This is a genomic window from Caballeronia sp. PC1 (genome assembly GCF_021353155.1).
Taxonomy (GTDB): Bacteria; Pseudomonadota; Gammaproteobacteria; order Burkholderiales; family Burkholderiaceae; genus Caballeronia; species Caballeronia cordobensis.
Window position 1 is genome coordinate 738366 of sequence record NZ_JAJUBH010000001.1, and the last position, 25198, is coordinate 763563.

Sequence of the window (25198 nt, forward strand, 5' to 3'; positions counted from 1 at the left end):
AGAATCAAAAACAGGCGGTTAGCCAAACGGCGTAAGCCTTTCCGGGTAATTTAGAGATTCGGACCACTCCGATTTGCTGGCTTGGGGGTACTCGGTATCGTCGATACCAGTTATCAGTCAGCTAATTGGAGATTTTTATCGTGAAGCCCTATCGCGACATGTCCGACGAGGAATGGCAGATGGTCGCACCGCTGCTTCCCGAACTGCGTCCCCGTTCGGAGCTGCGAGGCCGGCCCCTCGCAAACACGCGCGCCGTGCTGAACGGTGTGCTCTGGGTCATGTACAGCGGGGCGTCGTGGGCCACGCTGCCGCGCAAATATCCTTCGTATCAGACGTGTCACCGGCGGTTCAAGGCATGGCACGAGTCGGGCGTGCTGCTGCGTGTCATGACGCAGTTGTTCGGGCCGTCCGGTGAATCGCTTTATTCGCTGATGACCTCGCGCATGCGCGTGCCGGGTGAACACAGGCCCGAGAACGCGGACCTGCCCGACGATGCCACTGCAGAGGCAGCCGCGGATGCGGCACATCGGCGGCGCGCCGCATGATCGCGTAGCAAGCCGCGACGAAATGAGCAAAGCCGGCGGAAGACATTTGTCTTCCGCCGGCTTTGTCGTTTATGTCCTTTCGCGACTTTACGGCTGGCGCAGCCAGGTCTGCGAGCGCCCTAGCAGCGACACGCCGATATATCCGCGCACTACGAGCTTCTGCCCGCCGTCTTCGAGCGTCATCTTGCACTTGTAGAGCTTGCCGCTTTCCGGGTCGAGAATCTGCCCGCCTTGCCACGTATCGCCGTCGCGGCGCATGCCGCTGATGATCGTCATGTTTCTGAGCAGTTGATCCTTGCGCTCGCCGGTGCACGCCGTGCAGCGCTTATCCGGCTGATCCAGCTTGCCGATGCCGCGCACGATCTTGCCCGACAACTCACCGCTGCCGTTGTCGGTGATTTCGATGATCGCTTTCGGCTGGCCGGAGGCATCGTCGATGGTTTGCCAGGTGCCCGCCGGTGTCGTCTGCGCAAAGGCGCTCACCGACACGATCGCCAGCAGCACGCCGGCCACCCGGCGCGCTCCGATGAAACCGCTCATCTGCATCTCCTTGTTCTTCGTTTGGACGTGGGAGAGCTTACGGGAAAGCGCCCGCACTCGGCCGAGAGGAAACGTTCTAGCGCAGAGCCGCTTCGAGCGTGGCGAAAGTGCGTTCGTCGGTGCGATCGAAATGCAGCGGCGTGACGGACACGCGCCCGGACGCGACCACCGCCGTTTCGCTATCGGGCGAGTTCGGGCGCGGGCCGCGCTGAAAGCGCAGCCAGTGATACTCGATGCCGCGCGGATCGACCATCGGCAGCACGTCGATGCCTTCCACGAGCCCTACGCCTTGTCGCGTCACGGTGAGCGGACCGGCGGCGGACGCATCGCAATCGGGGAAATTGACGTTGAGGCAGGTCGGCGCGTCGTGGGAAATCGAAAGCAACTGGCGGATCACGCCGGGCGCGAGCGTGCGGGCCGTATCCCAGCGCACGTTCTCGCGGTCGGTGAAGGTCTGGCTCAGCGCGATCGACGGCAGGCCGAGCAGCAAACCCGTCATTGCGGCGCCGACGGTGCCGGAGAACATCGTCTCGACGCCGAGATTCGCGCCGCGGTTGATGCCCGACAGCACGAGCGTGGGCGGCGCGTCTTTCATGATATGGCGCGCGGCCATTACGACACAGTCGCCGGGTGTGCCTTGCACGCCGTAGCGCCGTTCGCCCTGACGCGAGACGCGCAGCGGCGAATGCAGACTGATGGAATGCGAGGTGCCGCTTTGATCGTGCTCGGGGGCGATCACCCAGACTTCATGCGCGAGTTCGGCGGCAACGGCTTCGAGCACGGCCAGGCCGGGCGCGTCGATGCCGTCGTCGTTGGTGATGAGCACACGCTGCACGATGGGTGAGAGGGCGGACATCGCGAATCACTCCTGGGTCGATGATTGAACGGATCGACCGATTATTACAGAGTTCGCGTGACGCCGGTCCAGATCGGGTGTAAGGCCTTACTTCACGCCCAGCCCGCGCAGCAGCGCGTTGCCGTCTTCGGTCAGGCGCACTTTCGGCGTGCCGGCTTCCGGCGACACGATCTCGACATAGCCGTATTCCGTCAGCGACGCGACGTCGGGCGTGGCCGCCATCACGTCGATGGGCGCGTGCATCAGCAGAAGCAGCGTGGCGATTTCGTGATGGCTCAACAGTCTTTTGATGGCTCGCACAGGAGCGGAAGCCGGGCGGCGGAAGTTCATGAACGAAGCCCTCAGGTTTGCATGACGATTACGCGGCGCGGCGGGCACGTCGCCCTCGCGCTGACCTTGATGTCGATGGAGTGCGGGCAGGTTATCGGCCGACTCTTAGGCGAAACTTAAAACGCGCGGCGCGCGGTGCGGCGAGTTGTTACATGCGGTGTCACCAGTTCAGCGGGCGTTTCACAGCGGCGTAATCAGAAGCGGTAATCCGGGTTTTTGGGATCGAAAGTCAGATCGTCGAAATGCTTGGGCTCGATGCGCTCGAACACCACGCTTTCGAAGATATTGCCGTCGTTGTCGTACGACTCCAGCGTGCGAAAGACCGGCCGTTCGAGGTCGAGCCCGAGCACTTCCTTTTTCGCGTAAAACTCGGGCTGTCCTTCGGGCGTCTCGTAGGTGAGCGCGAGCACGCGCAGCCCGCCGATCGTCTTCACCTCGATATTCGTCGGCTTCGTGATGCCAGCCTCGGCGAATTTGTGCCCCTCGTCGATGAAACGCCGCGTGATCGCGTCGACGCCAAGCTCGCGGATCGAATGGTTGGACTGCGCGCGGGCGAGCGCGCCGTTCACCGATGTCCACATCGGCACGATGCTGAGAAAGCCGCCGAGATGGCCGTAGAGTTCGTCGGGGCGCACGGAATCGTCGTAGATGATTTCCTGGCCCGCATGCGCGCCATCGGGCAGCCATTTCGCGTATATGCGCAGTGGCTCGCGCGTCACGCGCACGAGCATGTGATCGGCGCGCTTCGGCCATTTGCCCTTGATGCGCTCGCGCCTTCGCATGGTGAACTCGCAGGACGCGAAATCGCTCAGGCCGTCCTGCAGATAACGCGGCAGCGTGCGCGCGTCGAGCGAACGGAAGAGGGCGACGAGCTGCGCGTCGTCGAGTCGCGCGAGCGCGCCGCTTGCGGCGGCCTGCGCGAGCCATTGCGCCTGCTGCTCGACACCGAGTTCGCCGACGCGCGCCGCATCCAGCGCGGACTGCGCATGCGCGGGCGCCTTCATGAAGAGCAAACAGACCCATAGCAAGCCTGCGCACGCGCGCCGCCAGTCCGGCATGAGCTCAATCCTTTTTGGTTGCGGTTTCGCGCAGTTCGCGCCTGAGCACCTTGCCGATCGTCGTGAGCGGCAGCGCGTCGCGAAACTCGATGTAAGCCGGCACCTTGTAGCCGGTCAGGTGTAAACGTGCGAACTTCAGCAATTCTTCCACCGTAAGCGTTTCATCGCGACGCACGACGAACGCCTTCACGCGCTCCCCCGTGACGGGATCGGGCACGCCGACGGCCGCCACCGCGCGCACTTTCGGATGCGCCGCGAGCACATCCTCGATTTCGTTCGGATACACATTGAAACCCGACACGATCATCATGTCCTTCTTGCGGTCGATGAGCCGGATGATGCCGCGCGCATCCATCACGCCGATGTCGCCGGTCGCGAGCCAGCCGTTCGCGTCGATGACGCCCGCCGTTTCCTCGGGACGGTTCCAGTAGCCTTTCATCACTTGCGGGCCCTGCACGCAAAGCTCGCCCGGTTCGTCGATGTTCGCCCACGCGCCGTCCTCGCGGCGCATGCGCACGAGCGTCGACGGCACCGGCACGCCGATGGTGCCGTCGAACGCGGCGTCGCCGTGCACATCGAGCGGCGTCGCGGCGACGAGCGGCGAACATTCGGTGAGGCCGTAGCCTTCGACGAGCGTGCGGCCCGTCAGCGCCCTGAAGCGCTCGGCGACCACGCGCTGGGTCGCCATGCCGCCCGCCATCGCGAGCTTGAGCGCGGAGAAGTCGCGCTGGCGGAAGGCGTCGTTGTCCATGAGCGCGCTGTAGAGCGTGTTGAGCGCGGTGATCGCCGTGAAATTTTCGTGACGCAGCGTGCGCACGAGCGCGCGAATGTCGCGCGGATTGACGATCAGCACGTTGCGCGCGCCGATCGCGAGAAACGCGAGCGCGTTCACCGTCAGCGAATAGATGTGATACAGCGGCAAGGGCGTGACGATGGTCTCTTCGCCGTCGACGAGTTGCCCGCCCGCCCACGCGAGCGCCTGCAACAGATTCGCGATGACATTGCGATGCGTGAGCATCGCGCCCTTCGCGACGCCTGTCGTGCCGCCGGTGTACTGAATGAACGCGATATCGCCGTGGCCGATCCTCACCGGTTCGAACTTGCGCCGCGTGCCGCGTGCGAGCGCTTGCGGCAGGCGCACCGCATCGGGCAGCGCGTAGGCGGGCACCTGCTTCTTCACGTGACGCAGCATCAGATCGATCACGCGGCCTTTCACATTGAGCCCGCCGCCGAGCAGATCGCCGAGCCCGGTCACGACGATGTTTCTCACGCGCGAGCCCGGCTGCGCGTCCTGCACCGTCTTCGCGAAATTCTCGAACACGACGACGGTCTGCGCGCCGCTGTCCTTCAGTTGCTGGCTCAGCTCGCGCACGGTGTAGAGCGGATTCACGTTGACGACGATCGCGCCCGCGATCAGCGTGCCGAACAGCGTGACAGGATAGACGAGCGTGTTGGGCATCATCAGCGCGACGCGGTCGCCGGGCTTCACGCCGACGCTTTGCAGATACGACGCGAACGCATGCGCCTTCGCGCCGAGCGCAGCGAAGCTCAGTGTGGAGCCGAGACTCACGAACGCGACCCGATCGGCGAAACGTCCGACGCACTCGTCGAAGAAATGCGCGAGCGAACGGTAGCGCGACGGATCGATCTCCCGCGCGATGCCGGGCGGATACGACGCGTACCAGATGCCGTCCGTCGCGTGCGGCTCCGAAACCCCGCGCGGCGCTGCCTGTTCCGGGCTCATGTGGTGTCTCCGTTGGCTTATATTTTTTTCGCCAAGGCGTCCTGCCTACCGCTCCAGTATCGCGACGACGCCCTGGCCGCCCGCCGCGCAAATCGAGATCAGTCCGCGCAGCGGTGTGCCGTCGCTGCGTGCCGGCGCCTGCGCGAGCATCTTCGCCAGCGTGCCGGCGATACGTCCGCCCGTCGCCGCGAACGGATGGCCCGTCGCGAGCGAGCCGCCGTTCACGTTCAGACGCGCGCGGTCGATGGAACCTAAAGGCGCGTCGAGGCCGAGCGCGGTGCGGCAGTATTCTTCGTCTTCCCACGCGGCCAGCGTGCACAGCACTTGCGCCGCGAACGCTTCGTGGATTTCGTAGAAGTCGAAGTCCTGCAAGACGAGCCCGGCGCGCGCGAGCATCAATGGGACCGCGTAGGCGGGCGCCATCAGCAGGCCTTCACGCTTGTCGAAGAAATCGACGGCCGCGGTCGCGGAAAACGTCAGGAACGCCTGCACCGGGAGCCCGCGTTCGGCGGCCCATGCTTCGGAGGCGAGCAGCACGGCGGACGCGCCGTCGGTGAGCGGCGTCGAATTGCCCGCGGTGAGCGTGCCGGCGTCGCGGTCGAAGACGGGCGTCAGCGCGGAAAGCTGGTCGAGCGAAAGGTCGGGACGCAGGTTGTTGTCGCGCGCGAGTCCTTTGTACGGCGTCATCAGATCATTGAAGAAGCCGCGCCCGTAGGCCGCCGCGAGCTTGCGATGACTGTCCTGCGCGAGCGCGTCCTGCGCCTCGCGCGCGATCTTCCAGCGCTTGGCCATCAGTTCGCAATGCTCGCCCATCGACAGGTTCGTGCGCGGTTCGGCGTTGCGCGGCAACAGCGGCCTGAAGAACATGCCGGGACGCAGCTTCGCGAGCGCGCCGACGCGCTGTCCCGCCGAGCGCCCGCGATTCGCTTCGAGCAGGATCTTGCGCATGCGCTCGTTCACGGCGATGGGCGCGTCCGACGCAGTATCGACGCCGCCCGCGATGCCCGCGTCGATCTGTCCGAGCGCGATCTTGTTCGCGACCAGAATCGCCGTCTCGAGGCCGGTGCCGCAGGCCTGCTGCACATCGTAGGCGGGCGTTTCCTTCGCCAGCGTGGTCGAAAGCGCGGCTTCGCGCGTCAGATTGAAATCGCGCGAATGCTTGACGACCGCGCCCGCCGCCACTTCGCCGAGCCGCAGGCCGTGCAGGTCGAAGCGATCGACGAGCCCCTGCAGCGCGAAGCTCAGCATGTCCTGATTCGAAGCGCTCGCGTACGCCGTGTTCGAGCGCGCGAACGGAATGCGGTTGCTGCCGATGATCGCGACTCTGCGAACCTCCCTCATGGCAGCTCCCATTCGAAATGGCCGCGCAGATGCGGCCGGTCGCCCGCGAGATCGCGCACTTCGAAATCGCGCGCGGTGGGCGAGGGCGCGGCGGTCCATAGCGTGGCATCGCCGGGCAGGTAGAGCGGCAGCTTGAAATCGCCGTGCGCCTCGCCCGCCGCGAGCGATTTGATCGGATGCAGCGCGGCGAGCGTGCGCGCGAGCGTCCACATGCCGTGCGCGATCGCGCGTGGAAAGCCGAACGCCTTCGCGCTCAGCATGTGCAGATGGATCGGATTGAAATCGCCGGATGCCTTCGCGTAATCGCGGCCGAGTTGCGGCGGAAGCTGCCAGCGCGCTTCGCGTGCGAGAAGCGGCGCGGGCGCATCGGCGATGCTCGCGCGTTCGCTCGACGGCGCCGCGCTTTCGCTGCGCACGCCGCGCTTCAGATAGACGCTGTCGCCGTCCCACACGGCCTCGCCGCGCCGGTAGATGCGCGTATGCAGCGTGAACGCCTGACCTTTCTGATGCGGCGTCAGCGGCCCGCATTCCACTTCGATGCGCAGATTCTGGCCCGCCGCGAGCGGCCGCCGCAGCCGCACGCTATTGGACAGATGCACGACGCCGAGTGCGGACCACGGAAACGAAGGGTCCGTGAGCATCATCAGATGCAGCGGAAACGCGAGCACGTGCGGGAAGGTGAGCGGCACGCCGTGCTCGGGAATGAACCCGCACACGCGCGCATAACGGCCGACCTCTTCGGGATCGAGCCTGACGTCCGGGCGCACAAGCCTGATCGCCGGCAGTTCGGGCGCGCGCGAGCGCCTGAAAAGCGCGGGCAGCGCGCGGCCGTAGAGCTTCGCGGGCGCCGGCAAGGTATCGATTACGACGGTGCGGGCGCGGGGCATCGTGGGAGCGTGCATCGCCATCGTTCTCCTTAGGTTCTCCTTGTCTCTACGCTCCGATCAGGCTTTGCCCGCACACGCGGACCACGTTGCCCGTGATGCCCGCGCTGCCCGGATTCGCGAGCCACGCCACGGTCTCGGCGACATCGACGGGCAAGCCGCCTTGTCCCATCGAGTTGAGCCGTCTGCCGGCCTCGCGCACGCCGAAGGGCATGCGCGCGGTCATCTGCGTTTCGATGAAGCCGGGCGCGACCGCGTTGATCGTGATGCCGCGCGCGCGCAGCAGGGGCGCCATGGCGTGCACGCGGCCGATGACGCCGGCCTTCGACGTCGCGTAGTTGGTCTGTCCGCGATTGCCCGCAATGCCGCCGATCGACGAGATCGCGACGATGCGCCCGTCGTCGCGCAGCGTGTTCTGTTCGAGCAGCACGCCGTCGATGCGTTCCTGCGCGAGCAGATTGATGTTGATGACACTGTCCCACATCTCGCCGGTCATGCGCGCGATGGTCTTGTCGCGCGTGATGCCCGCGTTGTGCACGACGATATCGACGCCGCCCGACGCGGTGAGCGCCGCGGCGATGTCGGCGGGCGCTTCCGGCGCGGTGATGTCGGCGACGAGCGCCGCATGCGCGCCGCCCGAGGGCGACGCGTCTTCGATGGCGAGCATGGTCTGATCGAGCGCATCGCGCGCGGCCTCGACGTCGAGCCCGGTGACGATCGCGCCGCGCTCCGCCAGCACCGTCGCAATCGATGCGCCGATGCCGCGCGCCGCGCCCGTCACGAGCGCGCGTTTGCCTGCGAGCGGCCTGGCCCAGTCTTGCGGTGTGGAAGAAGGGCTGTCGATGGTCACGACCTGACCCGACACATAAGCCGAGCGCGGCGACAGGAAGAAGCGCAGCGCAGATTCGAAACTCGCGTCGTCGGCAACGCGCAGCAGATTCGACGTGATGCCGTTGCGCGCTTCCTTGCCGAGCGAGCGGACCATGCCTTCGAGGGCGTGCTGCGCGGTGGCCGCCGCCACGCTCGCGCAGGCCGCGCTTGCACGGCCGAGCACGACGATGCGGCCGCTTTTCGCGAGCGAGCGCAGCGCGTCGTGAAAGAACGCGTAGAGCGCATGCAACTCGCTGCCGTGCGCGATGCCGGTCGCATCGAAGATCAGCGCTTCGACGCGCTCGCTCGCGAGCGATTCGCGCACGCGCGGCTCGAAGCGCCCGCTCATCGCGCCGTGGCGCGCGGCGACGGGCAGCCAGCCCGCGGCGCTTTCGTGCGCGACGCTCGTCATGCCGATGGCGGACAGCACGGCCATGAGGTCGTCGAAGCGCGCCGGCGACGGCCCCGCGCCGATCGCCGCCATGCCGCCGAATTCGGCGCGATCCGCGCGATGGCGGCGTAAAACCTCGGGACGCGGCAGGCCGAGCGAGCGCGCGATGCTCGTGCCGAAGGGCGAATTGACGAAGTCGAGATAGCGGTCTTTCATCGATTGGCAATCGGTCGTCGAAGGGGCGCGGCGTGGTTTCGGGGCCTTCCTGCTTCAGTCGATGCGCTCGGGCCACTGCCGTTCGAGCGCCGCGTTGCGCTTTTGCAATGCTTCGAGGATACCGAAGTCTGCGGAAAAATCATCGACTTTCACGGCTTCGCGCGCATGGGCGGCCCATTCGGTCAGGAGCGTCCGCTCGTTTTCGTCGATGAGGCCGCGCCCGGCGGCGGCTCGCGCCCACGCTTCGATGTCTTGCGGGCTTTGCGGCAGCGGCGCGGTCTGGCCCGCTTTGACGGCATCGCGCAGACGCGTCTCCAGCGCCGCGACGGCGGGCGTCAGCGCGAGCAGCTTCTCGCCGCGCGCGACCGGATCGGTGTCGAACGACGAAACGTGCGAGCCCGCGAGAAGGCGCTCGCGCGCGGGGCCGGGCGTTTGCATCAGCATGGCGATGTCGTTGCCCAGCGCGTCGGCGCTCGGCGCGTGCGGCAGGCCGAAAGGAAACGCGATGGCGCGCAGCAACGCCGCCGCCGCGCGGTTCGGATAGTTCGCAAGCAGGCCATCGAAGGCGGCGCGCGCCTGATACAGCGTGTCTTCGGCGGCCCAGCGCACGAGCGGCAGATCGCTATCGGGACGGCCGTCGTCCTCGAAACGCTTGAGCGTCGCGGAGAGCAGATACAACTGCGAGAGGATGTCGCCGAGCCGGGCCGAAAGCCGTTCGCGCCGCTTCAGATCGCCGCCGAGCGCGAGCATCGACACATCCGCGAACAGGGCGAACGCGCTCGAAAGCCGCGTGGCGGCGCGGTAGAAGGGCGCAAGACGCGCATCGGCGTGCGCGGGGCCGCGGCTCAGCGCGCCCGCGCCGAACGCGTAGAGCAGACTGCGCATGGCGTTCGACGCCAGAAAGCTCGCATGCCCGAAGAACGCGGCATCGAAGGCGCGTGAATCGTCGTCGCGCGTGGCGGCCATTTCCTTCAGCACGTACGGATGACAGCGAATCGCGCCCTGTCCGAAGATGATGAGACAGCGCGTGAGAATGTTCGCGCCTTCGACGGTGATCGAAATGGGCATCTGCTGATACGCGCGCGCGAGGAAGTTCGATGGCCCCATGCAGATGCCCTTGCCCGCGACCACGTCCATGCCGTCGTTGATCACCTTGCGCGCGCGTTCCGTGATGTGATATTTCGCGATCGCCGATATCACCGAGGGCTTTTCGCCGAGATCCACCGCCTGCGCCGACAGGCGGCGCGCGGCGTCCATCACGTAGAGGTTGCCGCCCATGCGCCCGAGCGCTTCCTGGATGCCCTCGAAGCGTCCGATCGGCGTGCGGAACTGGCGGCGCGCGGCGGCATATGCGCCCGTGCCGCGCACGGCGAGCTTCGCCATGCCGACGTTCGACGAAGGCAGCGAGATCGCGCGCCCGGCGGCGAGGCATTCCATCAGCATGCGCCAGCCATTGCCGACCTGCGCCCGTCCGCCGATGACCCAGTCCATCGGGATGAAGACGTCGCGGCCCCAGTTCGGGCCGTTCTGGAACACCGCGTTGAGCGGCCAGTGTCTGCGGCCGATATGCACGCCGGGATGCTTCGTCGGAATGAGCGCGCAGGTGATGCCGGGCGCGTCGGCGTCGCCGAGCAGATGGTCGGGGTCGAGGGCGCGAAAGGCGAGGCCGAGCACGGTTGCGATCGGCCCGAGCGTGATGTAACGCTTGTCCCACGTCACGCGAAAGCCGAGCGTCTCGCGGCCTTCGTGCTCGCCGCGGCACACGACGCCGACATCGGGAATCGCGGCGGCGTCCGATCCGGCATAGGGGCTCGTGAGCGCGAAGCAGGGAATGTCGTCGCCGCGCGCGAGCCGCGGCAGATAGTGATCCTTCTGTGCCTCGGTGCCGTAGTGCAGCAGCAGTTCGGCCGGACCGAGCGAATTCGGCACCATGACCGACACCGCCGCCGCCGACGAATGCGTCGCGAGCTTCATGATGACCTGCGAATGCGCATACGCGGAGAACGCCTTACCGCCGTATCGCTTCGGGATGATCATGCCGAGAAAGCCCTGTTCCTTGATGTACGCCCACGCTTGCGGCGACAGGTCTTGCCAGATCGCGGTCGTGTCCCAGTCGTTCGACAGCTCGCACAGCCGCGCGCATTCATGGTCGATAAAGCTTTGTTCTTCCGGCGTCAGCGTCGGCGCGCCGTGTGCGAGCAGGCGATCCCATCGTGGACGGCCGGAGAAAAGCTCTGCGTCCCACCAGACGGTGCCGGCTTCGATGGCGTCGCGCTCCGTCGAAGACATCTCCGGCAGCATCTTGCGAAAGGCGACGAACACGCGCCGGCTGATGAGCGCGCGGCGCAACGGCGGGACGGCGAGCACGAAAGCCGGCAGCACGAAGACGATGGAAAGCAGGGCGACGCCGATCGCACCGGTCACGCCGATGAACGGTCCCGCGGCCACCCAGAGCGCGAGCGCGGCGAGCCACGCCAGAGCGGGCGCTTGCACGAAGGTGAGCGCGCCGCCGAGCAGGAGGAAAGCGATGACGTAGAGAGCGGGCATCACGGATCTCCGAGGTTGCTTACCGCTGAGCATCCTTTATGCCACGGAGTGCTTTTTCGCGCACGACGGGGCGTTTAAGACGGATCTACTTCGGCACCCAATATGCGGGAGCTATTCTGCGTTCTTGACTGTTTGCGAAATACTCAAACGCGATTAGTTCGAAATACTAAACAAATAAATCCGAGAGATTTTTGACGCCCCGCCTCTGCGGGGCGTCAAAGGGTGCTGCGCGACATTCTTTGCGGGACTGGCCGCAGCAAGTCACAACACGGGGGCTTTTGTTGTGACCACCTGCCACGAGCGGGGTGGCCATGGGAGCATATTTGAACGTGGAGAATAGCGATCAATTAGTCAGGCTAAACATCGGCGCGGTGCCGGATTACCTCGACATTGCGGATTGGGTTTTGCAAACGGGCGACCTGCTGTACTTTCTGATCCCGGAAACGCGTTACGTGCATGTCCGGCTGGATATGGAAATGCTGGGGCACGTCCGTGAATCGACGGCGCGCAAAGGAGATGGCTTGTACCGAGACGCCAGGGGTAAGCCGACGCTACTTGCCACCTATCTGGCGCTCGTTTTCCTGGAACGTGAGGTGCCGGTTTCGGCAATCGCGCGCGAACTCGGCTTGTCCGAGATGACGATGAACTGGCTGCGCGATGTCTGGCATCATGCCGACGGCGTCATCGACCGTGGGGAGCTCTTGCGGTTGATTCGTCTGCTGACGTTCGAGGACGATGAGCAGGACTAGCCCGGACGGAAGGTTGGGCGGCCCTGAACCGGCCGCCTCGCTTCGTGCGCGGGCGGCCGTTTCACGTTTCGAATAGGGGAGCCGGAAAGCAAAAACCCCACGACGATGCGTGGGGTTTTTGCTTGCGATGCGCTTATTCAAGCGTCTCGCGAAAGAAGGACCTTGGTGCCCAGGAGAGGACTCGAACCTCCACGGTGTTGCCACCGCTAGGACCTGAACCTAGTGCGTCTACCAATTCCGCCACCTGGGCCAAGGGGTACAGCGAGCCCGCTATTTTAGCGGGAACGGACGCCGTGTCAATCGAAACGTCATACAACGCATCTGAAACAAAAACACGGTCTCCGCACAAAAAGAAAAAGCCACCCGAAGGTGGCTTTTCCCGACATCTGGTGCCCAAGAGAGGACTCGAACCTCCACGGTGTTGCCACCGCTAGGACCTGAACCTAGTGCGTCTACCAATTCCGCCACCTGGGCAAGGTGCGTTGCTTAACAGCAGAGAGCGCAATTATAGCGGGCTCTTTGCGCCTGTCAAGCGTTTCGATGCAATGCGTATCGCGCCGCGCCGGGCGGGCGCGCTCGGCCCGCAAGCCCCGTGGCGCTTAAAGGACGGGTGTTAGAATGACTCGCAACGATGACCGCCTTCCTGTTTGCAAAGCACCGCAAAAGTCCCGTCCAACGAGAAAAATCACGACTACGCCCTTGAGCAAATATCCGTATCCGATTCCGAGCCGCGAAGAAATTCTCGGCGTGCTGCGCACGAGCGAGACACCGCATGCCGCGAACGACATCGCCGAAGCGCTGTCGATCAAGCGCCAGGAGCGCGAAGGATTTTTCAAGCGACTGGCGGCCATGGAACGCGACGGGCAGATCCGCCTCGACAAGCGCGGCCACTATCAACTCACGCATCCGTCGAATTTCGTGGCGGGCCGCGTGCAAGGGCATCGCGACGGCTTCGGCTTCCTGATTCGCGATGACGGTCAAGACGATCTCTTCCTGCCCAACGGCGAAATGCAGAAGGTCATGCACAACGACCGCGTGCTGGCGCGCATCGTCGGGTATGACAGGCGCGGGCGGCCGGAAGGGCATATCGTCGAAGTGACCGAGCGCGCGAACAAGCGCGTGATCGGGCGGCTCGTCAATGAAAACGGCGCGCTCATTCTCGTGCCGGAAGACAAGCGCATCGGGCACGACATCCTCATCACGCAGAATCCGAAGAAGGCGAAGGTCGGCCAAGTGGTGTCCGTCGATCTGACGGATTTCCCGAGCCGCCATTCGCAGCCGCTCGGGCGCGTGATCGAAGTGATCGGCGATATCGACGATCCCGGCATGGAAATCGAGATCGCCGTGCGCAAATACGGCGTGCCGCATGAGTTCAGCGACGCAGCGCTCGCCTCCGCCGCGAAGCTGCCCGACGAAGTGCGTCCGGTGGATATTCGCCATCGCGTCGATTTGCGAGACGTGCCGCTCGTCACCATCGACGGCGAAGACGCGCGCGATTTCGACGACGCCGTCTATTGCGAGCCGGTCGCGGTCGGACGCGGCCAGGGTTTCCGTCTGCTGGTCGCGATCGCCGATGTCTCGCATTACGTGCGCCCGAACGAAGCGCTCGACATCGACGCGCTCGATCGCAGCACGTCGGTGTACTTCCCGCGCCGCGTGATTCCGATGCTGCCGGAAAAGCTGTCAAACGGGCTGTGCTCGCTGAATCCGCATGTCGATCGCTGCGTGCTCGTGTGCGACATGGTCATCACCGCGCGCGGCGAGATCAAGGCGTATCAGTTCTATCCGGGCGTGATGCATTCGTCCGCGCGGCTGACCTACACCGAAGTCGCGGCCGTGCTCACCAACACGAAGGGCCCGGAAGCGGCGAAGCGCGCCGATCTGCTGCCGCATCTGCAAAATCTGTATGGCGTCTACAAGGCGCTGCATGCCGCGCGTCAGAAACGCGGCGCGATCGATTTCGACACGACCGAGACGTATATCGTCGTGAATTCGCAGGGCAAGATCGAGCAGATCGTGCCGCGTCATCGCAACGATGCGCATCGGCTGATCGAGGAATGCATGCTCGCGGCGAACGTCTGCGCGGCGGATTTTCTGAAGCGCAACAAGCATCCGGGGCTGTATCGCGTGCATGCGGGCCCGACGGAAGAGAAGCTCGAGAATCTGCGCGCGTTTTTGCGCGGCGTCGGCCTGACGCTGACCGGCGGCGACAAGCCGCACGCGAGCGACTACGCCGCGTTGATCGCGCAGATTCGCGACCGGCCCGACGCGCAGATGCTGCAATCGATGGTGCTGCGCTCGATGCAGCAAGCCGTGTACAGCCCCGACAACATCGGCCATTTCGGTCTAGCGTATGAGGCGTACGCGCACTTTACGAGTCCGATTCGCCGTTATCCCGACTTGCTCACGCATCGCGCGATTTACGCGATCCTGCAGGGCAAGAAGTATCTGCCGGACGTCGGTCACGATGTCTCGCTGAGCACCGGCCTGACGAAGGCCGCACGCGAAATGCAGAGAGCCGACGACACGGCGCGCGGCCGCGCGCGCAACAGCGTGGCGATCTGGGAGGAGCTGGGGCTGCACTGCTCGTCGAACGAACGGCGCGCCGACGAAGCCTCGCGCGACGTCGAAGCATGGCTCAAGTGCTACTTCATGCGCGACAAGCTCGGCGAGGAATATGGCGGCATGGTGAACGGCGTGACGACGTTCGGCATCTTCGTGCAACTGGATTCGCTGTTCATCGAAGGGCTCGTGCATGTGACCGAGCTCGGCTCCGACTACTTCCAGTACGACGAGATCAAGAACGAACTGCGCGGCGAGCGCACCGGTATCCGCTACCGCATGTCGGATCGCGTGCGCGTGCAGGTGAGCCGCGTCGATCTCGATGCGCGCAAGATCGATTTCCGTCTCGTGCGCGATACGCCGGTGAAGCCGCCGTCGCCGCGTCCGTCGGCGTCGCCGGCGGGCGGTGCGGAGCTGGCGTCGGGCGGCAGCGGGCTTTCGGGTCCGCGCATTCGACCGTTGCCCGACGACGACATGCCGAGCACGCGCGCGCGCGGCGGCACTAAGAAGGGCGCGGCGCCCGGCGCCGGTGCGCGTGCGGGCGCGCCGAAGAAGCGCGGCACGGCGAAGACGGCGTCGAGCGGACGCGCGGCGCGCAAAAAGCGGTAACAGGCATCAGGAAACGATAAACGAGCGGCGCGCACGACGCCGCCCAACGAATACGCGCGGCCCGATGGCGATTGCTTCGGGCCGCGTCGTGTTTTTCAAGTTCTCAGCGAAGGTTCGGATCAGTCATGTCACGTCTCAAGGTTCTATACGGTTTTCACGCAGTCACCGCGCGTTTGCGCGCGGATGCATCGTCGATCGAGGAGGTGCTGTACGACCCGTCGCGCAAGGATCGGCGCATGCAGGATTTTCTGCGGACCGCGAAGGAAGCGGGCGTGCGGCTGATCGCGGCGGACGAAGCGCGCCTGTGGGGGTTGTCGGGCAACGTTCAGCATCAGGGCGTGGTCGCGCGCGCGCATGATTTGCCGCTCGCACAGAATCTGGCCGAACTGCTCGATGGCATTTCGGGCACGCCGCTCTTGCTGGTGCTCGACGGCGTCACCGATCCGCATAACCTCGGCGCGTGTCTGCGCGTCGCGGATGCGGCGGGCGCGCATGCGGTGATCGCGCCGCGCGACCGGTCGGCGGGCTTGAATGCGACGGCCGCGAAAGTGGCGAGCGGCGCGGCGGAGAGCGTGCCGTACATCACCGTGACGAATCTGGCGCGCGCGCTGCGTGAGTTGAAAGATGCGGGCGTCTGGGTGATCGGCACGGCCGGCGAGGCGACGGCATCTCTCTACGAGACGAAGCTGGATGGCCCGGTCGCGATCGTCGTCGGCGCGGAGGGTGAGGGGATGCGTCGCCTGACGCGCGAGACCTGCGACGAGATCATGAATATTCCGATGGCGGGGGCGGTTGAAAGTCTCAATGTTTCAGTGGCGTCGGGGGTTTGTTTGTTTGAGGCGGTGAGGCAGAGGGCGGTGAAGAAGTAAGCCGTGACCCGCATGAAAACGCCGCTGCGCCTCGCCGCATTGCTTTCGGCCTGCCTGCTCACCGCCTGCACAACCACCCAGATCGACCGCACCACCTACATCGCCGACACGCGCTACCACGCAAAAAACGCCGACTCCCGCATCCGTTTTCTCGTGATGCATTACACCGAGATCGACGAAGCGCGTTCCATCGAAGTCCTCACCGGCGATGCCGTCAGCGTCCACTACGTCGTCCCGGACGCCCCGCGCATCGAGAGGAGCAAACCGGTCGTCTTCCAACTCGTGCCCGAAAGCCAGCGCGCCTGGCACGCCGGCGTGAGTGCCTGGCAAGGCGCGACCGAGCTGAACGCTTCGTCGATCGGCATCGAAAACGTGAACCTCGGTCCCATCGGCGACGGCAAATGGCAACCGTACCCGCCCGCGCAAATCGAGGCGCTCATCGCACTTTCGCGCGATATCGTCGCGCGCTACGCGATACCGCCAACGCGCGTCGTCGGACATAGCGACATCGCGCCGCAACGCAAGATCGATCCGGGGCCGCTCTTTCCCTGGCGCGCGCTGTACGATGCCGGCGTAGGCGCCTGGCCCGACGACGCAAACGTCGCCGCGCATCTCGCCGGCCGCGACAAACGAGTCCCCGCCGACGTGCGCGCGTTGCAGGAAAAGCTGAAGCGCTACGGCTACGACGTCGCGACCGACGGCGTGCTCGACGAAAAGACGCGCCGCGTCTTCAGCGCCTTCCAGATGCACTTCCGCCCGTCGGACTACGCGGGCAACGCGGACGCGGAAAGCGACGCCATCGCCCAGGCGCTCCTCGACAAGTACTTCGCCAACTGACAAGGAATTCACGATGGGCGACTATTTCCTCCCGCTGCGCGCGATCCACATGGCCTGCGCAGGCATCTCCATCGCCGGATTCGTGCTGCGCTGGATCTGGATGCTGATGGATTCGCGCCTGCTCGCCGCGCGCCCGGCCAAGATCCTCCCGCATATCGTCGACACGCTTTTGCTCGCGAGCGCCATCGCGCTGGTCGCGATCATCGGCTTCAGCGCGAATGCCGCGTGGCTCGGCGCGAAAATCGCGGGACTCGTCGTCTATATCGTGCTCGGCACGCTGGCGCTCAAACGCGGCCGCACCAAAGGCGCGCGCGCCGCGTATGGCGTGCTGGCGATCATCGTGTTCGCGTTCATCGCGTCGGTCGCGCGTTCGCACGATCCGCTCGGCTTCCTGCGCGCGTTGGCGTGATCCGCGAGACCCGACCGCGCGCTCCGATAAAATCTCAGTTTTCTCCGATAAGCATCACCGCTCCCATGACTCAAGACGAACTCAAGCAACTGGTCGGCCAGGCCGCCGCCGACTACGTGAACGCGAACGTGCCGGAAGGCGCGATCATCGGCGTCGGCACCGGATCGACGGCCAATTGCTTCATCGACGCGCTCGCGAAATCGAAGGCGCGCTATCGCGGCGCGGTGTCGAGCTCGCTCGCGAGCACGGCGCGGCTGCAGTCGCACGGCATCCAGGTGTTCGATCTGAACGATATCGAGTCGCTTCCCGTGTACGTCGACGGCGCCGATGAAATCGACGCCAGCGGCGCGATGATCAAGGGCGGCGGCGGCGCGCTGACGCGCGAGAAAATCGTCGCGTCGGTGGCGGACGTGTTCGTGTGCATCGCCGATGCGAGCAAGCGCGTGCCGGTGATGGGCGCGTTCCCGCTGCCCGTCGAGGTCGTGCCGATGGCGCGCACGGCGGTCGGCCGCCAGCTCGCGGCGCTCGGCGGCGTGCCGGTGCTGCGCGTGAACAAGGACGGCGCGCCGTACATCACCGACAACGGCAACGAGATCATCGACGTGAAAGGCCTGAAGATCGCCGATCCGCGCGCGCTCGAAGCGCAGATCAACGCGTGGCCGGGCGTCGTGACGGTCGGGCTCTTCGCCGCGCGCGGTGCGAATATCTGCCTGCTCGGCACGGAAACGGGCGTCGAGCGGATCGACTACAAGTAAGAACTCAGGCGCGCGGGGACGGGCGCGTCAGCCGTCCTCCACGCTGATCGCGTTCAGAAAGGGCTGGTTCTCGTCGAGATAACGGCGTCCGGTGCGCGTGATCGTGTAGCGCCTGCGCGCGCCACCCGGCTCATGGGGCTCGTGCGCCGCGATGTAGCCCTGATCTTCGAGCAGCGACAGCATCGGGTAGACAAAACCCGGGCTCGGGCCGTAGAAGCCGCCGCCGCGGGCCGTGAGCGCCTCGATGACGCCCTCCGCATCGCGCGCGCATTCGCCGATCGATTCGAGTATCGCAAGCCGTAAATGGCCGGAGTCGGACATGCGGCGGCGTTTCTTTCGTTCGCCCTGCATGCCGCCCGCGACGTGAAGGGCCGCGCCCTCGCGCGGCGTCCGATGCGCGTGTCTGCCGAACATGATCGATTTCCTCGCGGCCACGGTCCCATGGCGATGCAGTCACGATATCGCTTTTTTCGGGCCGTCGCGCGCGCCGGTCAAAACGCGTTGCGTCCGATGAATCCCTTGAACATCGTCATCGCGACGATCTTGATGTCGAACCAGAACGACCAGTTGTGGATATAGAAAAGGTCGAACTTGACGCGGCTCTGCATTTTCTCGACTTTTTCCGTCGCGCCGCGATAGCCGTTCACCTGCGCCCAGCCCGTGATGCCCGGCTTGATGCGGTAGCGGAACATGTAGCCGTAGACGAGATCCTTGTACAGATCGTCGTGCTCCAGCGCATGCGGACGCGGGCCGACCACCGACATATGCCCGAACAGCACGTTGAAAAACTGCGGCAGCTCGTCGAGGCTCGTGCGCCGCAGAAATGCGCCGACCTTCGTCACGCGCGGATCGTTGCGCGTCGCCTGCGTGACGTGGCCCGTGTTTTCCCGGTGCACCGCCATCGAACGGAATTTGTAGATGCGAAACGGCCGTCCGTCCGCGCCCTTGCGATGCTGCGTGAAGAACACCGGGCCCTTCGACGTCGCCTTCACGGCGATCGAAATCGCGACCAGGAGCGGCGCGAGCGCCAGGATCGCGGTCGCGGCAAAAAGACGGTCGAAAACGAGCTTTGGCCACATCTGCAAGCTGTTGCCGGGCGAAGTCGTCAGGTTGATGGTGGCGAGCCCCGCGACGTCGGTCATCGAATGATTGAAGAGCGAGATGCTGCGCGTGTCCGGAATCAGCCGCAGATTCACGAAGTCGTGACGCAACGCATGCACGAAGCGGTAGATGGTGTGCTCCTGCGATAGCGGCAGGGCGAGCCAGACTTCGTTGATTTCCTCGGCGCGGATCTTGTCCACGAGCTCGTCGAAGTCGTTCAGCACAGGCAAACGATTGCCTCCCATGCCGACAGCGGTCGTCGGCGCGGGCACGGCGTCGAGGCCGGTCGCCTGAAGTTCTTCGTCGCTGGTCGTATCGAGCACGCACACGGGCGTGAAGCCTTGCTCGGGCGTGCTGCACAGATGCGCGAGCAGCGTTCGTGAAAAGCCTTGCGCGCCGACGATCGCCACGGTGCGCTGATTCAGCCCGCGGCCGCGCATCAGGCGCAGCGCCGAGTAGGCGACCAGCTTCGCCGCGATGATCAGCGCGCCGGAAATGAGCGTCGAATAGGCGAACCAGAGGCGCGACACCGCATCCATCCGATGCAGCGTGAAGGCGAGCAGGAGGCCTGCCGCCACGACCGCCATCCACGCGAGCGTGACGCGCGCGAACATCTCCGCGAGCGGCTTGCCGCGCCAGGTTTCGTACACGCCGAATGCGGGGAAGAGAACGAGAGCGAGTGCGGAATTGAACGCGATCAGAAGCCTTTCGATGTCGCTGATATCCAGCGACGAAAAGCGTAGGTCATGCGCGATCAACCCGCCCGCAATGATGAGACTTACATCGAGACAACGTGCCAGCCAAGCAAACAAACCGTGATTTTTTTCTCGCATTAATCCAGACCGTTAAACGCTCGAGGCCGATGCCGCCTCGGTTGCACGAAGACGCGGGAGCAGCCGGTCGAATTCGCGCTTGACGAGGCCGTAGCACTCGCACGCGCGGGCTTCGAGGCCTTCGCGATCCACGACCTTGATGCAGCCGCGGCTATGATGGATGAGACCCGCGTCATGAAGTTTGCCGGCCGCTTCGGTCACGCCTTCGCGGCGCACGCCGAGCATGTCGGCAATGAGTTGCTGCGTGACTTGCAGTTCGTTCGACGCGGTGCGGTCGATTTCGATCAGCAGCCAGCGGCAAAGTTGCTTGTTCAGCGAATGATGCCGGTTGCATGCGGCCGTCTGCGCGACCTGCGTGAGCAGCGCCTGCATATAGAGGAGCATCAGGCGGCGCAGGAAGTCCGAGCGGCCGAACTGCTCGCGCAGGGCTTGCGCGCTCATGCGATACGCAAAGCCGGGGCACTGCACCTGTACGCGCGTCGGCATGGTTTCGCCGCCGGTCAGCACGGGCACACCCGTCATGCCTTCGCGGCCCACCGCCGCGATTTCGACCGAGCCGCCGTCTTCCATCGTGTGCAGCAGCGAGATGATCGCCGTCGTCGGGAAGTAGACGTGATGAATGCGTTGGCCCGAATCGCACAGCAACTGTTCGGTGCGCAGTTGCACGAGTTCGAGGTGCGGCGTGAGCGCTTGCCATTCGTGCGCCGGAAGTGCGCCGAGCAGATGATTGCCGTGCAGGTCGGACTGGAGGGTCAGCATGATTGTTCTCTCTCGAAACTTCGCGCGTTGCGCTTCACTTTTTATTTACTGGTGTGATCTTTCCGAAATATGTCGCGTGCGACTCAATCGATGAAACGTCATACCAGCCCCGTAGCTACCCCGTCGGCGCATGAATCAATTTTTTTATTCGCGTCGGTCCGGGTTGCGAGTCTCTATTAGCGAGGACCGTGCCAACGAGCCCAATCACAATGCTGGCGGGGCCTCATAGCGGATGAGTTTTCCGTGGTGCAGCGCAGCGCAGCGTTTTTGTTTCAGTATTGAACATGGGTGGTCTTAGGAATGGGCGCGTGCACCGATGAGTTTCCTCAGTGCAATCCCCCTGAATGGCGATTCGGATGAATCTCTCCACCGTGCGACAGGCCTCACACGCCGACGCCCCGTCGAAAGGGCACCTTCTTTCGTAGGGACATTGAAAAATGATTCATCTGTGTTTCATGCGCTCGGTGGGTTATCGAACGCGCGTTAATTTCCCTCTCTCTTGATTCCCCGCGAAGCCTTACTGGGCGTGCGTTTGCGGGAAACGCCAAAAGCTTCCGGCAAGACTCGGCGTGAAGCGGAAACGTTGCGCTCGTTGCACGTTCTGAAAAATGCGTGCGCCGCGCCACGCGCATTCGTGCACCGGTGGCGGCCAGAGAGCGTGGCGCAGCCCGCAGAGCCCCGTACGCGGGCGCGGTACGCAGCAAACCGCATTCGTCAGCGAAACGTTTGCCCGCATATCATCGGAAGGGTGTTGCACAGGACGTCTTCATGCCGACGAAAGACGTCGCGAAATGTTTCATCGCGGACAATCTCATGCGGAACCGATTATTCCGCGCGAAATGGATTGCGCGCGAATTGCGGAAAAGACATCACGAGGTCATGAAGTCTGATACCCGGTGCGCGAGTAAGCGAATGAAAAACCCCTTGAAACAAGGGCTCGAATGTGGTTTTGCAGCAAGCGTTTGCTGAATCGCGAATGCACTCAGCAAACGATATTCGCGAGAGAAGGAATCACGCGTTCATAGGCGTCTTCGATCACGTCGAACGACGCCTCGCAATGCTCGCGCCGTCCGCGCGAAATGGCGCGCGCGAGGCGGCACTGCATGACCATGGTTTCACTCGCGATCTTGCGTGCGGCCGCATGCGTCTGAACGGGAATGTCGAAGCCTTGCTCGCGCATCCAGTGCAGATAATGCGCAAGCAGTTCGAAGTTCGCTCCGAGCTGCCGCATCACGTTGAACGCATACAGGTGCGCGTAGTTTTCGCCGCGCGCGATCATCGCTTCGACGTGCTCGGGAAAAGCCGCACGCCAGCGCGAAATGGGGTTGTGCATCGGGCGCCGCAAAAGGTGCATGCACAAGAGGTCCGCCGAAGTTTCGGCGAGCGGCGTGCCGGCAAGCGAATCCTTCACGCGCTTCACGAATTCCACGTGAGGAAAGAGCGCGGACGCGTGCTTGCCGTGCGCATCGTGCGAGGGCTCGGGGCGCAGAACGCCGTCGTAGTCGTCGCCGTCGAGCAGGTGATATCCCGTGTGATGAAAGTAGCCGAGACGCCGCGCATCCGGATCGATCACATCGATGCCGATGGTCGTCTTCGCATGCTCGCGATGGTACGACACGGCGCGCATGTCGGGCAGAAAGAACGCGTCCACTTCGACGAGCACCGTGTTGGCCCGGCGCGTCTGCACGAGCGCGCGCTCTTCGAGCGAATCGAAGACGGCAAGCTCCTGCACCTGCAGGCCATAGAGCTTTTCGATATCTTCGTACGGCAGCTTGCCGAGCGTGAACTGATCGGCTTCGAAGTCCTGCGCGACGGTGAACGCGAGGGCCGCGCGCGGTTCGAGGCCATTGCCGTGCAGGAGTTCTATCCAAAGATCGATGGGCGCGAAGCCCTCGCGCCAGATGCGTTCGCCGCGATGCAGCGCGTGCGCATGATGACGCCGCGCGCGCATGCGAAGAGGATCGAGCGACACGACGCGGGAACGACTCGCGCCTGAATTCGTCACACCGCTCGTATGGAACGCGCTCATGCCGTGACCTCGGGCCGGAAATACCGGTATCCGATACCGCATGCGCACGAGAGCGAATAAATTTTTAGTTGTGCGTCTCTGTCGCGTCCGATGGCGGTATGCATTGTGATTTTCCCATGAAGGTGCCGTATTACGCGAGCGCTATCGACGCAAAGCGAGTGCGCGCGGCGGTCCGCATGGCGGGCTGTCGCGTGATCGTTCGAATGGTCGGGCAGGCGTCTTTTTCCCCGTGACGCCTTTTGCGTGTGGTCGATCTTATTTGAAAGGCGCACGCGTCCTGGGTCGGTGCGATGGCGCACTGAATCAAGGGCGGTCGGAACGTAACGTTCAATCGTCGCAACGCCGGTTATTACCGGTCATGCATGGAGATAATCAATGAACTGGAAAACCCTGGATTTCGAACAACTCACTGCGCGTGAGCTTTATCTGATTTTGCGCGCGCGCAGTGCGGTGTTCGTCGTCGAACAGTCGCATGTCCATCTCGATGCGGATGGCCGCGACGAAACAGGCATTCATGTTTTCGCAGCCGAAGACATGAGCCGTTCGATGCCCGTGCTCGCTTACGCGCGGATTCACGCAGGCGATGCGGACGATCCGGAAGTCGTGGTGGACAAAATCCTGACGAGCCCGCTTCGCCGCGGCGACGGCACGGCGCACGCATTGATCGAGCGCGTGCTCGCGGTGACTGCCGAGCGCTGGCCTGGCCGCAGCGTGCGCCTGAGCGCGCCGGTGAGCCTGCGCGCGTTTTACGAAGCATTCGGCTTTCGCAAGACGGAAGGGCCGTTTCTCGAGCACGGCATGCCGTACATCGGTCTGACGAGAAAGAGCCGTCAGCCGCGCGAAGCCTTCGGGGCGAGCAAGCAGCGACTCGCCGCCGAAGACTACGCGAAGAACACCTACGAGTTGCTCTAGGCGCAACTCGCGCAACTCGCGCAACTCGCGCAACCCGCATCGCACGGAGTGGCAGGCACATCGCAGCAGCAGTACCCAAGGCGTGGACCGTCGGGCATCGAGGCAAGAACAACGAACAAGGCGGCGCGAGCCGCTTCGAAGCGCGTCCTCGAAACAATAAGAACGATGCCGCCGGCATGGGCCGGCGCGCGCATATACAGCTCTTCTCATGCGAATAGTCCATCTCGCCAATCACGCGCAGATGATCGGCAACGGCACCGTCAACATGATGGTCGATCTCGCGTGCGCCCAGGCGCGCATGGGTCAGGACGTGCTGGTCGCATCGTCGGGCGGCAGCTTCGAGCCGCTCCTGCGGCGTCACGGCATCACGCACATTCCGCTGCAGCAGTCGCGGCAGCCGTGGCGCGTGCCGTCGATGATCGCGGGCTTCAATCGTCTCATCGATCGCTTCGATCCCGATATCGTGCACGCGCACATGATGACGGGCGCGCTCATCTCGCGTTTCGGCAGCATGCGGCGGCGCTTCGCGCTCGTCACGACCGTGCATCACGAGCTGCAGAAAAGCGCCTCGCTCGTGCGCGCCGGCGATCGCATGGTGGCCGTGAGCCGCGCGGTGGCGATGGATCTGGAAGCGCGGGGTATCGGGCCGGAGCGTCTGGCCGTCGTGCTCAACGGCGCCGTGAACGCGCCGCGCCTTGTCTGCCGTCCGGCCGCGAAGCCCGTGCGCCTGCGGCATCCGAATATCGTCTGCGTTGCGGGCATGTATCGCAGGAAGGGCATTGCTGATCTGCTGAGCGCGTTCACGCTCGTGCGCGAGCAGGCCGCGAACGAGCGCGATTTTCTGCCGGAGCCGCATTTATATCTCGTCGGTGAAGGCCCCGATCGCGGCTCGCTGGAAGCGCTCGCGGACCGGCTCGGCATCGCGGCCGTCACGCACTTCACCGGCTTTGTCCCCGATGCGCGGCCGTACTTCGCGAACGCCGACGTGTTCGCGCTGCTTTCGCATCAGGACCCGAGCCCGCTCGTGATCGCCGAGGCGCGCGAGGCAGGCTGCGCGATCGTCGCGACCCGCGTGGGCGGCATACCCGAAATGCTCGATGACGGCGCGGCGGGCGTGCTCGTGCCCGCGGGCGACATCATGCAGGCGGCGGAGAAGCTGCACTGGCTGCTGCTCGACCGGCCGGCGCGCGCTCAATTCGCGGCGCGCGCGCGGCAAAATCTGCAGCCGCTTTCGGTCGAGCGTGTGAGCGCCGAGTACATGGCGATCTATCAGCAGACGCTTGCTGAGCGCGATTCGATGCGCCTGCGTCAGGCCACACTCGATGCGCGACGCGCGCGCACGCAAGATGGCGCGATTTAAGCATAGCGCTGACAAATGGCTGCGCTGCGTTGCGCCACGGTACTTTCGTCCAATCCGTCCGATCATACAAAAGGCTCATGCCAGCGGGCTTG

Annotated in this window: 22 protein-coding genes and 2 tRNA genes; 9 read left to right on the plus strand and 15 right to left on the minus strand. The window is 64.6% G+C overall.

Features of this window, described 5'->3' with window-relative positions; translation table 11 throughout:
- The first annotated feature begins 140 nt into the window (after positions 1–140).
- Positions 141–545 (plus strand): transposase, encoded by a 405-nt coding sequence (locus tag LY284_RS03600; protein WP_014191677.1) that lies wholly within the window; start codon positions 141–143, stop codon positions 543–545.
- 87 nt (positions 546–632) lie between these two features.
- On the opposite strand, the gene LY284_RS03605 is transcribed toward LY284_RS03600, so the two are convergent.
- The 9 genes from LY284_RS03605 to LY284_RS03645 form a co-directional block, all read right to left on the minus strand.
- Positions 633–1091 carry a DUF2147 domain-containing protein gene (locus LY284_RS03605; protein WP_014191676.1) on the minus strand — a complete coding sequence of 153 codons (459 nt, stop codon included), beginning with the start codon at positions 1089–1091 and terminating at the stop codon, positions 633–635.
- A 70-nt stretch (positions 1092–1161) separates the two neighbouring features.
- Positions 1162–1941, minus strand: coding sequence for a 5'/3'-nucleotidase SurE (gene surE / locus LY284_RS03610; RefSeq protein WP_014191675.1), 780 nt, complete (start codon positions 1939–1941; stop codon positions 1162–1164).
- Positions 1942–2028: 87 nt separating this feature from the next.
- Complete coding sequence (locus LY284_RS03615; protein ID WP_041730476.1) at positions 2029–2271, minus strand: hypothetical protein; 243 nt, start codon at positions 2269–2271, stop codon at positions 2029–2031.
- Positions 2272–2465: 194 nt separating this feature from the next.
- Entirely contained in the window at positions 2466–3329 is an 864-nt protein-coding gene (locus tag LY284_RS03620) for a DUF1571 domain-containing protein (protein ID WP_014191673.1), read from the minus strand.
- Positions 3330–3333: 4 nt separating this feature from the next.
- Entirely contained in the window at positions 3334–5073 is a 1740-nt protein-coding gene (locus LY284_RS03625) for an AMP-binding protein (RefSeq protein ID WP_014191672.1), read from the minus strand.
- Positions 5074–5118: 45 nt separating this feature from the next.
- Complete coding sequence (locus tag LY284_RS03630; protein WP_175582464.1) at positions 5119–6414, minus strand: acetyl-CoA C-acetyltransferase; 1296 nt, start codon at positions 6412–6414, stop codon at positions 5119–5121.
- Positions 6411–7316 (minus strand): MaoC/PaaZ C-terminal domain-containing protein, encoded by a 906-nt coding sequence (locus LY284_RS03635; RefSeq protein ID WP_085952640.1) that lies wholly within the window; start codon positions 7314–7316, stop codon positions 6411–6413. Before LY284_RS03635 ends, LY284_RS03630 begins: the two co-directional genes overlap by 4 nt.
- A 31-nt stretch (positions 7317–7347) precedes the next feature.
- Complete coding sequence (locus LY284_RS03640) at positions 7348–8775, minus strand: 3-oxoacyl-ACP reductase (RefSeq protein WP_014191669.1); 1428 nt, start codon at positions 8773–8775, stop codon at positions 7348–7350.
- Between the two features lie 54 nt (positions 8776–8829).
- Complete coding sequence (locus LY284_RS03645; protein WP_014191668.1) at positions 8830–11322, minus strand: acyl-CoA dehydrogenase; 2493 nt, start codon at positions 11320–11322, stop codon at positions 8830–8832.
- 311 nt (positions 11323–11633) lie between these two features.
- Here LY284_RS03645 and LY284_RS03650 point away from each other — a divergent pair, with 311 nt between their 5' ends.
- A complete protein-coding gene (locus tag LY284_RS03650; protein WP_063716308.1) occupies positions 11634–12071 on the plus strand; it encodes a hypothetical protein in 438 nt (145 codons plus the stop codon).
- Positions 12072–12234: 163 nt separating this feature from the next.
- On the opposite strand, the gene LY284_RS03655 is transcribed toward LY284_RS03650, so the two are convergent.
- Both LY284_RS03655 and LY284_RS03660 read right to left on the minus strand, forming a co-directional pair.
- Positions 12235–12321, minus strand: a tRNA-Leu gene (locus tag LY284_RS03655).
- A gap of 137 nt (positions 12322–12458) precedes the next feature.
- Positions 12459–12545: transfer RNA gene (locus tag LY284_RS03660), tRNA-Leu, on the minus strand.
- A 225-nt stretch (positions 12546–12770) separates the two neighbouring features.
- Here LY284_RS03660 and rnr point away from each other — a divergent pair.
- From rnr to rpiA, 5 genes are all read left to right on the plus strand, one after another.
- Positions 12771–15242, plus strand: a complete 2472-nt coding sequence (gene rnr, locus LY284_RS03665; RefSeq protein ID WP_014191666.1) for a ribonuclease R — start codon at positions 12771–12773, stop codon at positions 15240–15242.
- 125 nt (positions 15243–15367) lie between these two features.
- Entirely contained in the window at positions 15368–16111 is a 744-nt protein-coding gene (gene rlmB / locus LY284_RS03670; RefSeq protein WP_014191665.1) for a 23S rRNA (guanosine(2251)-2'-O)-methyltransferase RlmB, read from the plus strand.
- A 12-nt stretch (positions 16112–16123) separates the two neighbouring features.
- Positions 16124–16948 (plus strand): N-acetylmuramoyl-L-alanine amidase, encoded by an 825-nt coding sequence (locus tag LY284_RS03675; RefSeq protein WP_014191664.1) that lies wholly within the window; start codon positions 16124–16126, stop codon positions 16946–16948.
- 13 nt (positions 16949–16961) lie between these two features.
- On the plus strand, positions 16962–17357 hold the full coding sequence (locus tag LY284_RS03680) for a SirB2 family protein (protein WP_014191663.1): 396 nt from the start codon (positions 16962–16964) through the stop codon (positions 17355–17357).
- A gap of 65 nt (positions 17358–17422) precedes the next feature.
- Positions 17423–18112, plus strand: a complete 690-nt coding sequence (gene rpiA / locus LY284_RS03685; protein ID WP_041730474.1) for a ribose-5-phosphate isomerase RpiA — start codon at positions 17423–17425, stop codon at positions 18110–18112.
- 27 nt (positions 18113–18139) lie between these two features.
- Here the strand turns inward: rpiA and LY284_RS03690 are convergent, their stop codons facing one another.
- The 4 genes from LY284_RS03690 to LY284_RS03705 form a co-directional block, all read right to left on the minus strand.
- Positions 18140–18526 carry a PadR family transcriptional regulator gene (locus LY284_RS03690; RefSeq protein WP_050878289.1) on the minus strand — a complete coding sequence of 129 codons (387 nt, stop codon included), beginning with the start codon at positions 18524–18526 and terminating at the stop codon, positions 18140–18142.
- A 77-nt stretch (positions 18527–18603) separates the two neighbouring features.
- The gene (locus LY284_RS03695) at positions 18604–20025 is read right to left on the minus strand and encodes an undecaprenyl-phosphate glucose phosphotransferase (RefSeq protein ID WP_233384524.1); all 1422 of its coding nucleotides are present in this window, start codon (positions 20023–20025) and stop codon (positions 18604–18606) included.
- 33 nt (positions 20026–20058) lie between these two features.
- The gene (locus LY284_RS03700) at positions 20059–20805 is read right to left on the minus strand and encodes a Crp/Fnr family transcriptional regulator (protein WP_014191659.1); all 747 of its coding nucleotides are present in this window, start codon (positions 20803–20805) and stop codon (positions 20059–20061) included.
- A gap of 982 nt (positions 20806–21787) precedes the next feature.
- The gene (locus LY284_RS03705; RefSeq protein ID WP_041730472.1) at positions 21788–22834 is read right to left on the minus strand and encodes a DUF1839 family protein; all 1047 of its coding nucleotides are present in this window, start codon (positions 22832–22834) and stop codon (positions 21788–21790) included.
- 375 nt (positions 22835–23209) lie between these two features.
- Here LY284_RS03705 and LY284_RS03710 point away from each other — a divergent pair, with 375 nt between their 5' ends.
- The gene (locus tag LY284_RS03710; RefSeq protein ID WP_014191657.1) at positions 23210–23746 is read left to right on the plus strand and encodes a GNAT family N-acetyltransferase; all 537 of its coding nucleotides are present in this window, start codon (positions 23210–23212) and stop codon (positions 23744–23746) included.
- Between the two features lie 208 nt (positions 23747–23954).
- Positions 23955–25106 (plus strand): glycosyltransferase, encoded by a 1152-nt coding sequence (locus LY284_RS03715; RefSeq protein ID WP_014191656.1) that lies wholly within the window; start codon positions 23955–23957, stop codon positions 25104–25106.
- Positions 25107–25198: the final 92 nt, after the last annotated feature.

Coding starts and splice junctions, on each gene's coding strand:
- LY284_RS03605 (WP_014191676.1), bottom strand. CDS start 1,091: ATGCAGATGAGCGGTTTCATCGGAGCGCGCCGGGTGGCCGGCGTGCTG.
- surE (WP_014191675.1), bottom strand. CDS start 1,941: ATGTCCGCCCTCTCACCCATCGTGCAGCGTGTGCTCATCACCAACGAC.
- LY284_RS03615 (WP_041730476.1), bottom strand. CDS start 2,271: ATGAACTTCCGCCGCCCGGCTTCCGCTCCTGTGCGAGCCATCAAAAGA.
- LY284_RS03620 (WP_014191673.1), bottom strand. CDS start 3,329: ATGCCGGACTGGCGGCGCGCGTGCGCAGGCTTGCTATGGGTCTGTTTG.
- LY284_RS03625 (WP_014191672.1), bottom strand. CDS start 5,073: ATGAGCCCGGAACAGGCAGCGCCGCGCGGGGTTTCGGAGCCGCACGCG.
- LY284_RS03630 (WP_175582464.1), bottom strand. CDS start 6,414: ATGAGGGAGGTTCGCAGAGTCGCGATCATCGGCAGCAACCGCATTCCG.
- LY284_RS03635 (WP_085952640.1), bottom strand. CDS start 7,316: ATGCACGCTCCCACGATGCCCCGCGCCCGCACCGTCGTAATCGATACC.
- LY284_RS03640 (WP_014191669.1), bottom strand. CDS start 8,775: ATGAAAGACCGCTATCTCGACTTCGTCAATTCGCCCTTCGGCACGAGC.
- LY284_RS03645 (WP_014191668.1), bottom strand. CDS start 11,322: ATGCCCGCTCTCTACGTCATCGCTTTCCTCCTGCTCGGCGGCGCGCTC.
- LY284_RS03650 (WP_063716308.1), top strand. CDS start 11,634: ATGGGAGCATATTTGAACGTGGAGAATAGCGATCAATTAGTCAGGCTA.
- rlmB (WP_014191665.1), top strand. CDS start 15,368: ATGTCACGTCTCAAGGTTCTATACGGTTTTCACGCAGTCACCGCGCGT.
- LY284_RS03675 (WP_014191664.1), top strand. CDS start 16,124: ATGAAAACGCCGCTGCGCCTCGCCGCATTGCTTTCGGCCTGCCTGCTC.
- LY284_RS03680 (WP_014191663.1), top strand. CDS start 16,962: ATGGGCGACTATTTCCTCCCGCTGCGCGCGATCCACATGGCCTGCGCA.
- rpiA (WP_041730474.1), top strand. CDS start 17,423: ATGACTCAAGACGAACTCAAGCAACTGGTCGGCCAGGCCGCCGCCGAC.
- LY284_RS03690 (WP_050878289.1), bottom strand. CDS start 18,526: ATGTTCGGCAGACACGCGCATCGGACGCCGCGCGAGGGCGCGGCCCTT.
- LY284_RS03700 (WP_014191659.1), bottom strand. CDS start 20,805: ATGCTGACCCTCCAGTCCGACCTGCACGGCAATCATCTGCTCGGCGCA.
- LY284_RS03705 (WP_041730472.1), bottom strand. CDS start 22,834: ATGAGCGCGTTCCATACGAGCGGTGTGACGAATTCAGGCGCGAGTCGT.
- LY284_RS03710 (WP_014191657.1), top strand. CDS start 23,210: ATGAACTGGAAAACCCTGGATTTCGAACAACTCACTGCGCGTGAGCTT.
- LY284_RS03715 (WP_014191656.1), top strand. CDS start 23,955: ATGCGAATAGTCCATCTCGCCAATCACGCGCAGATGATCGGCAACGGC.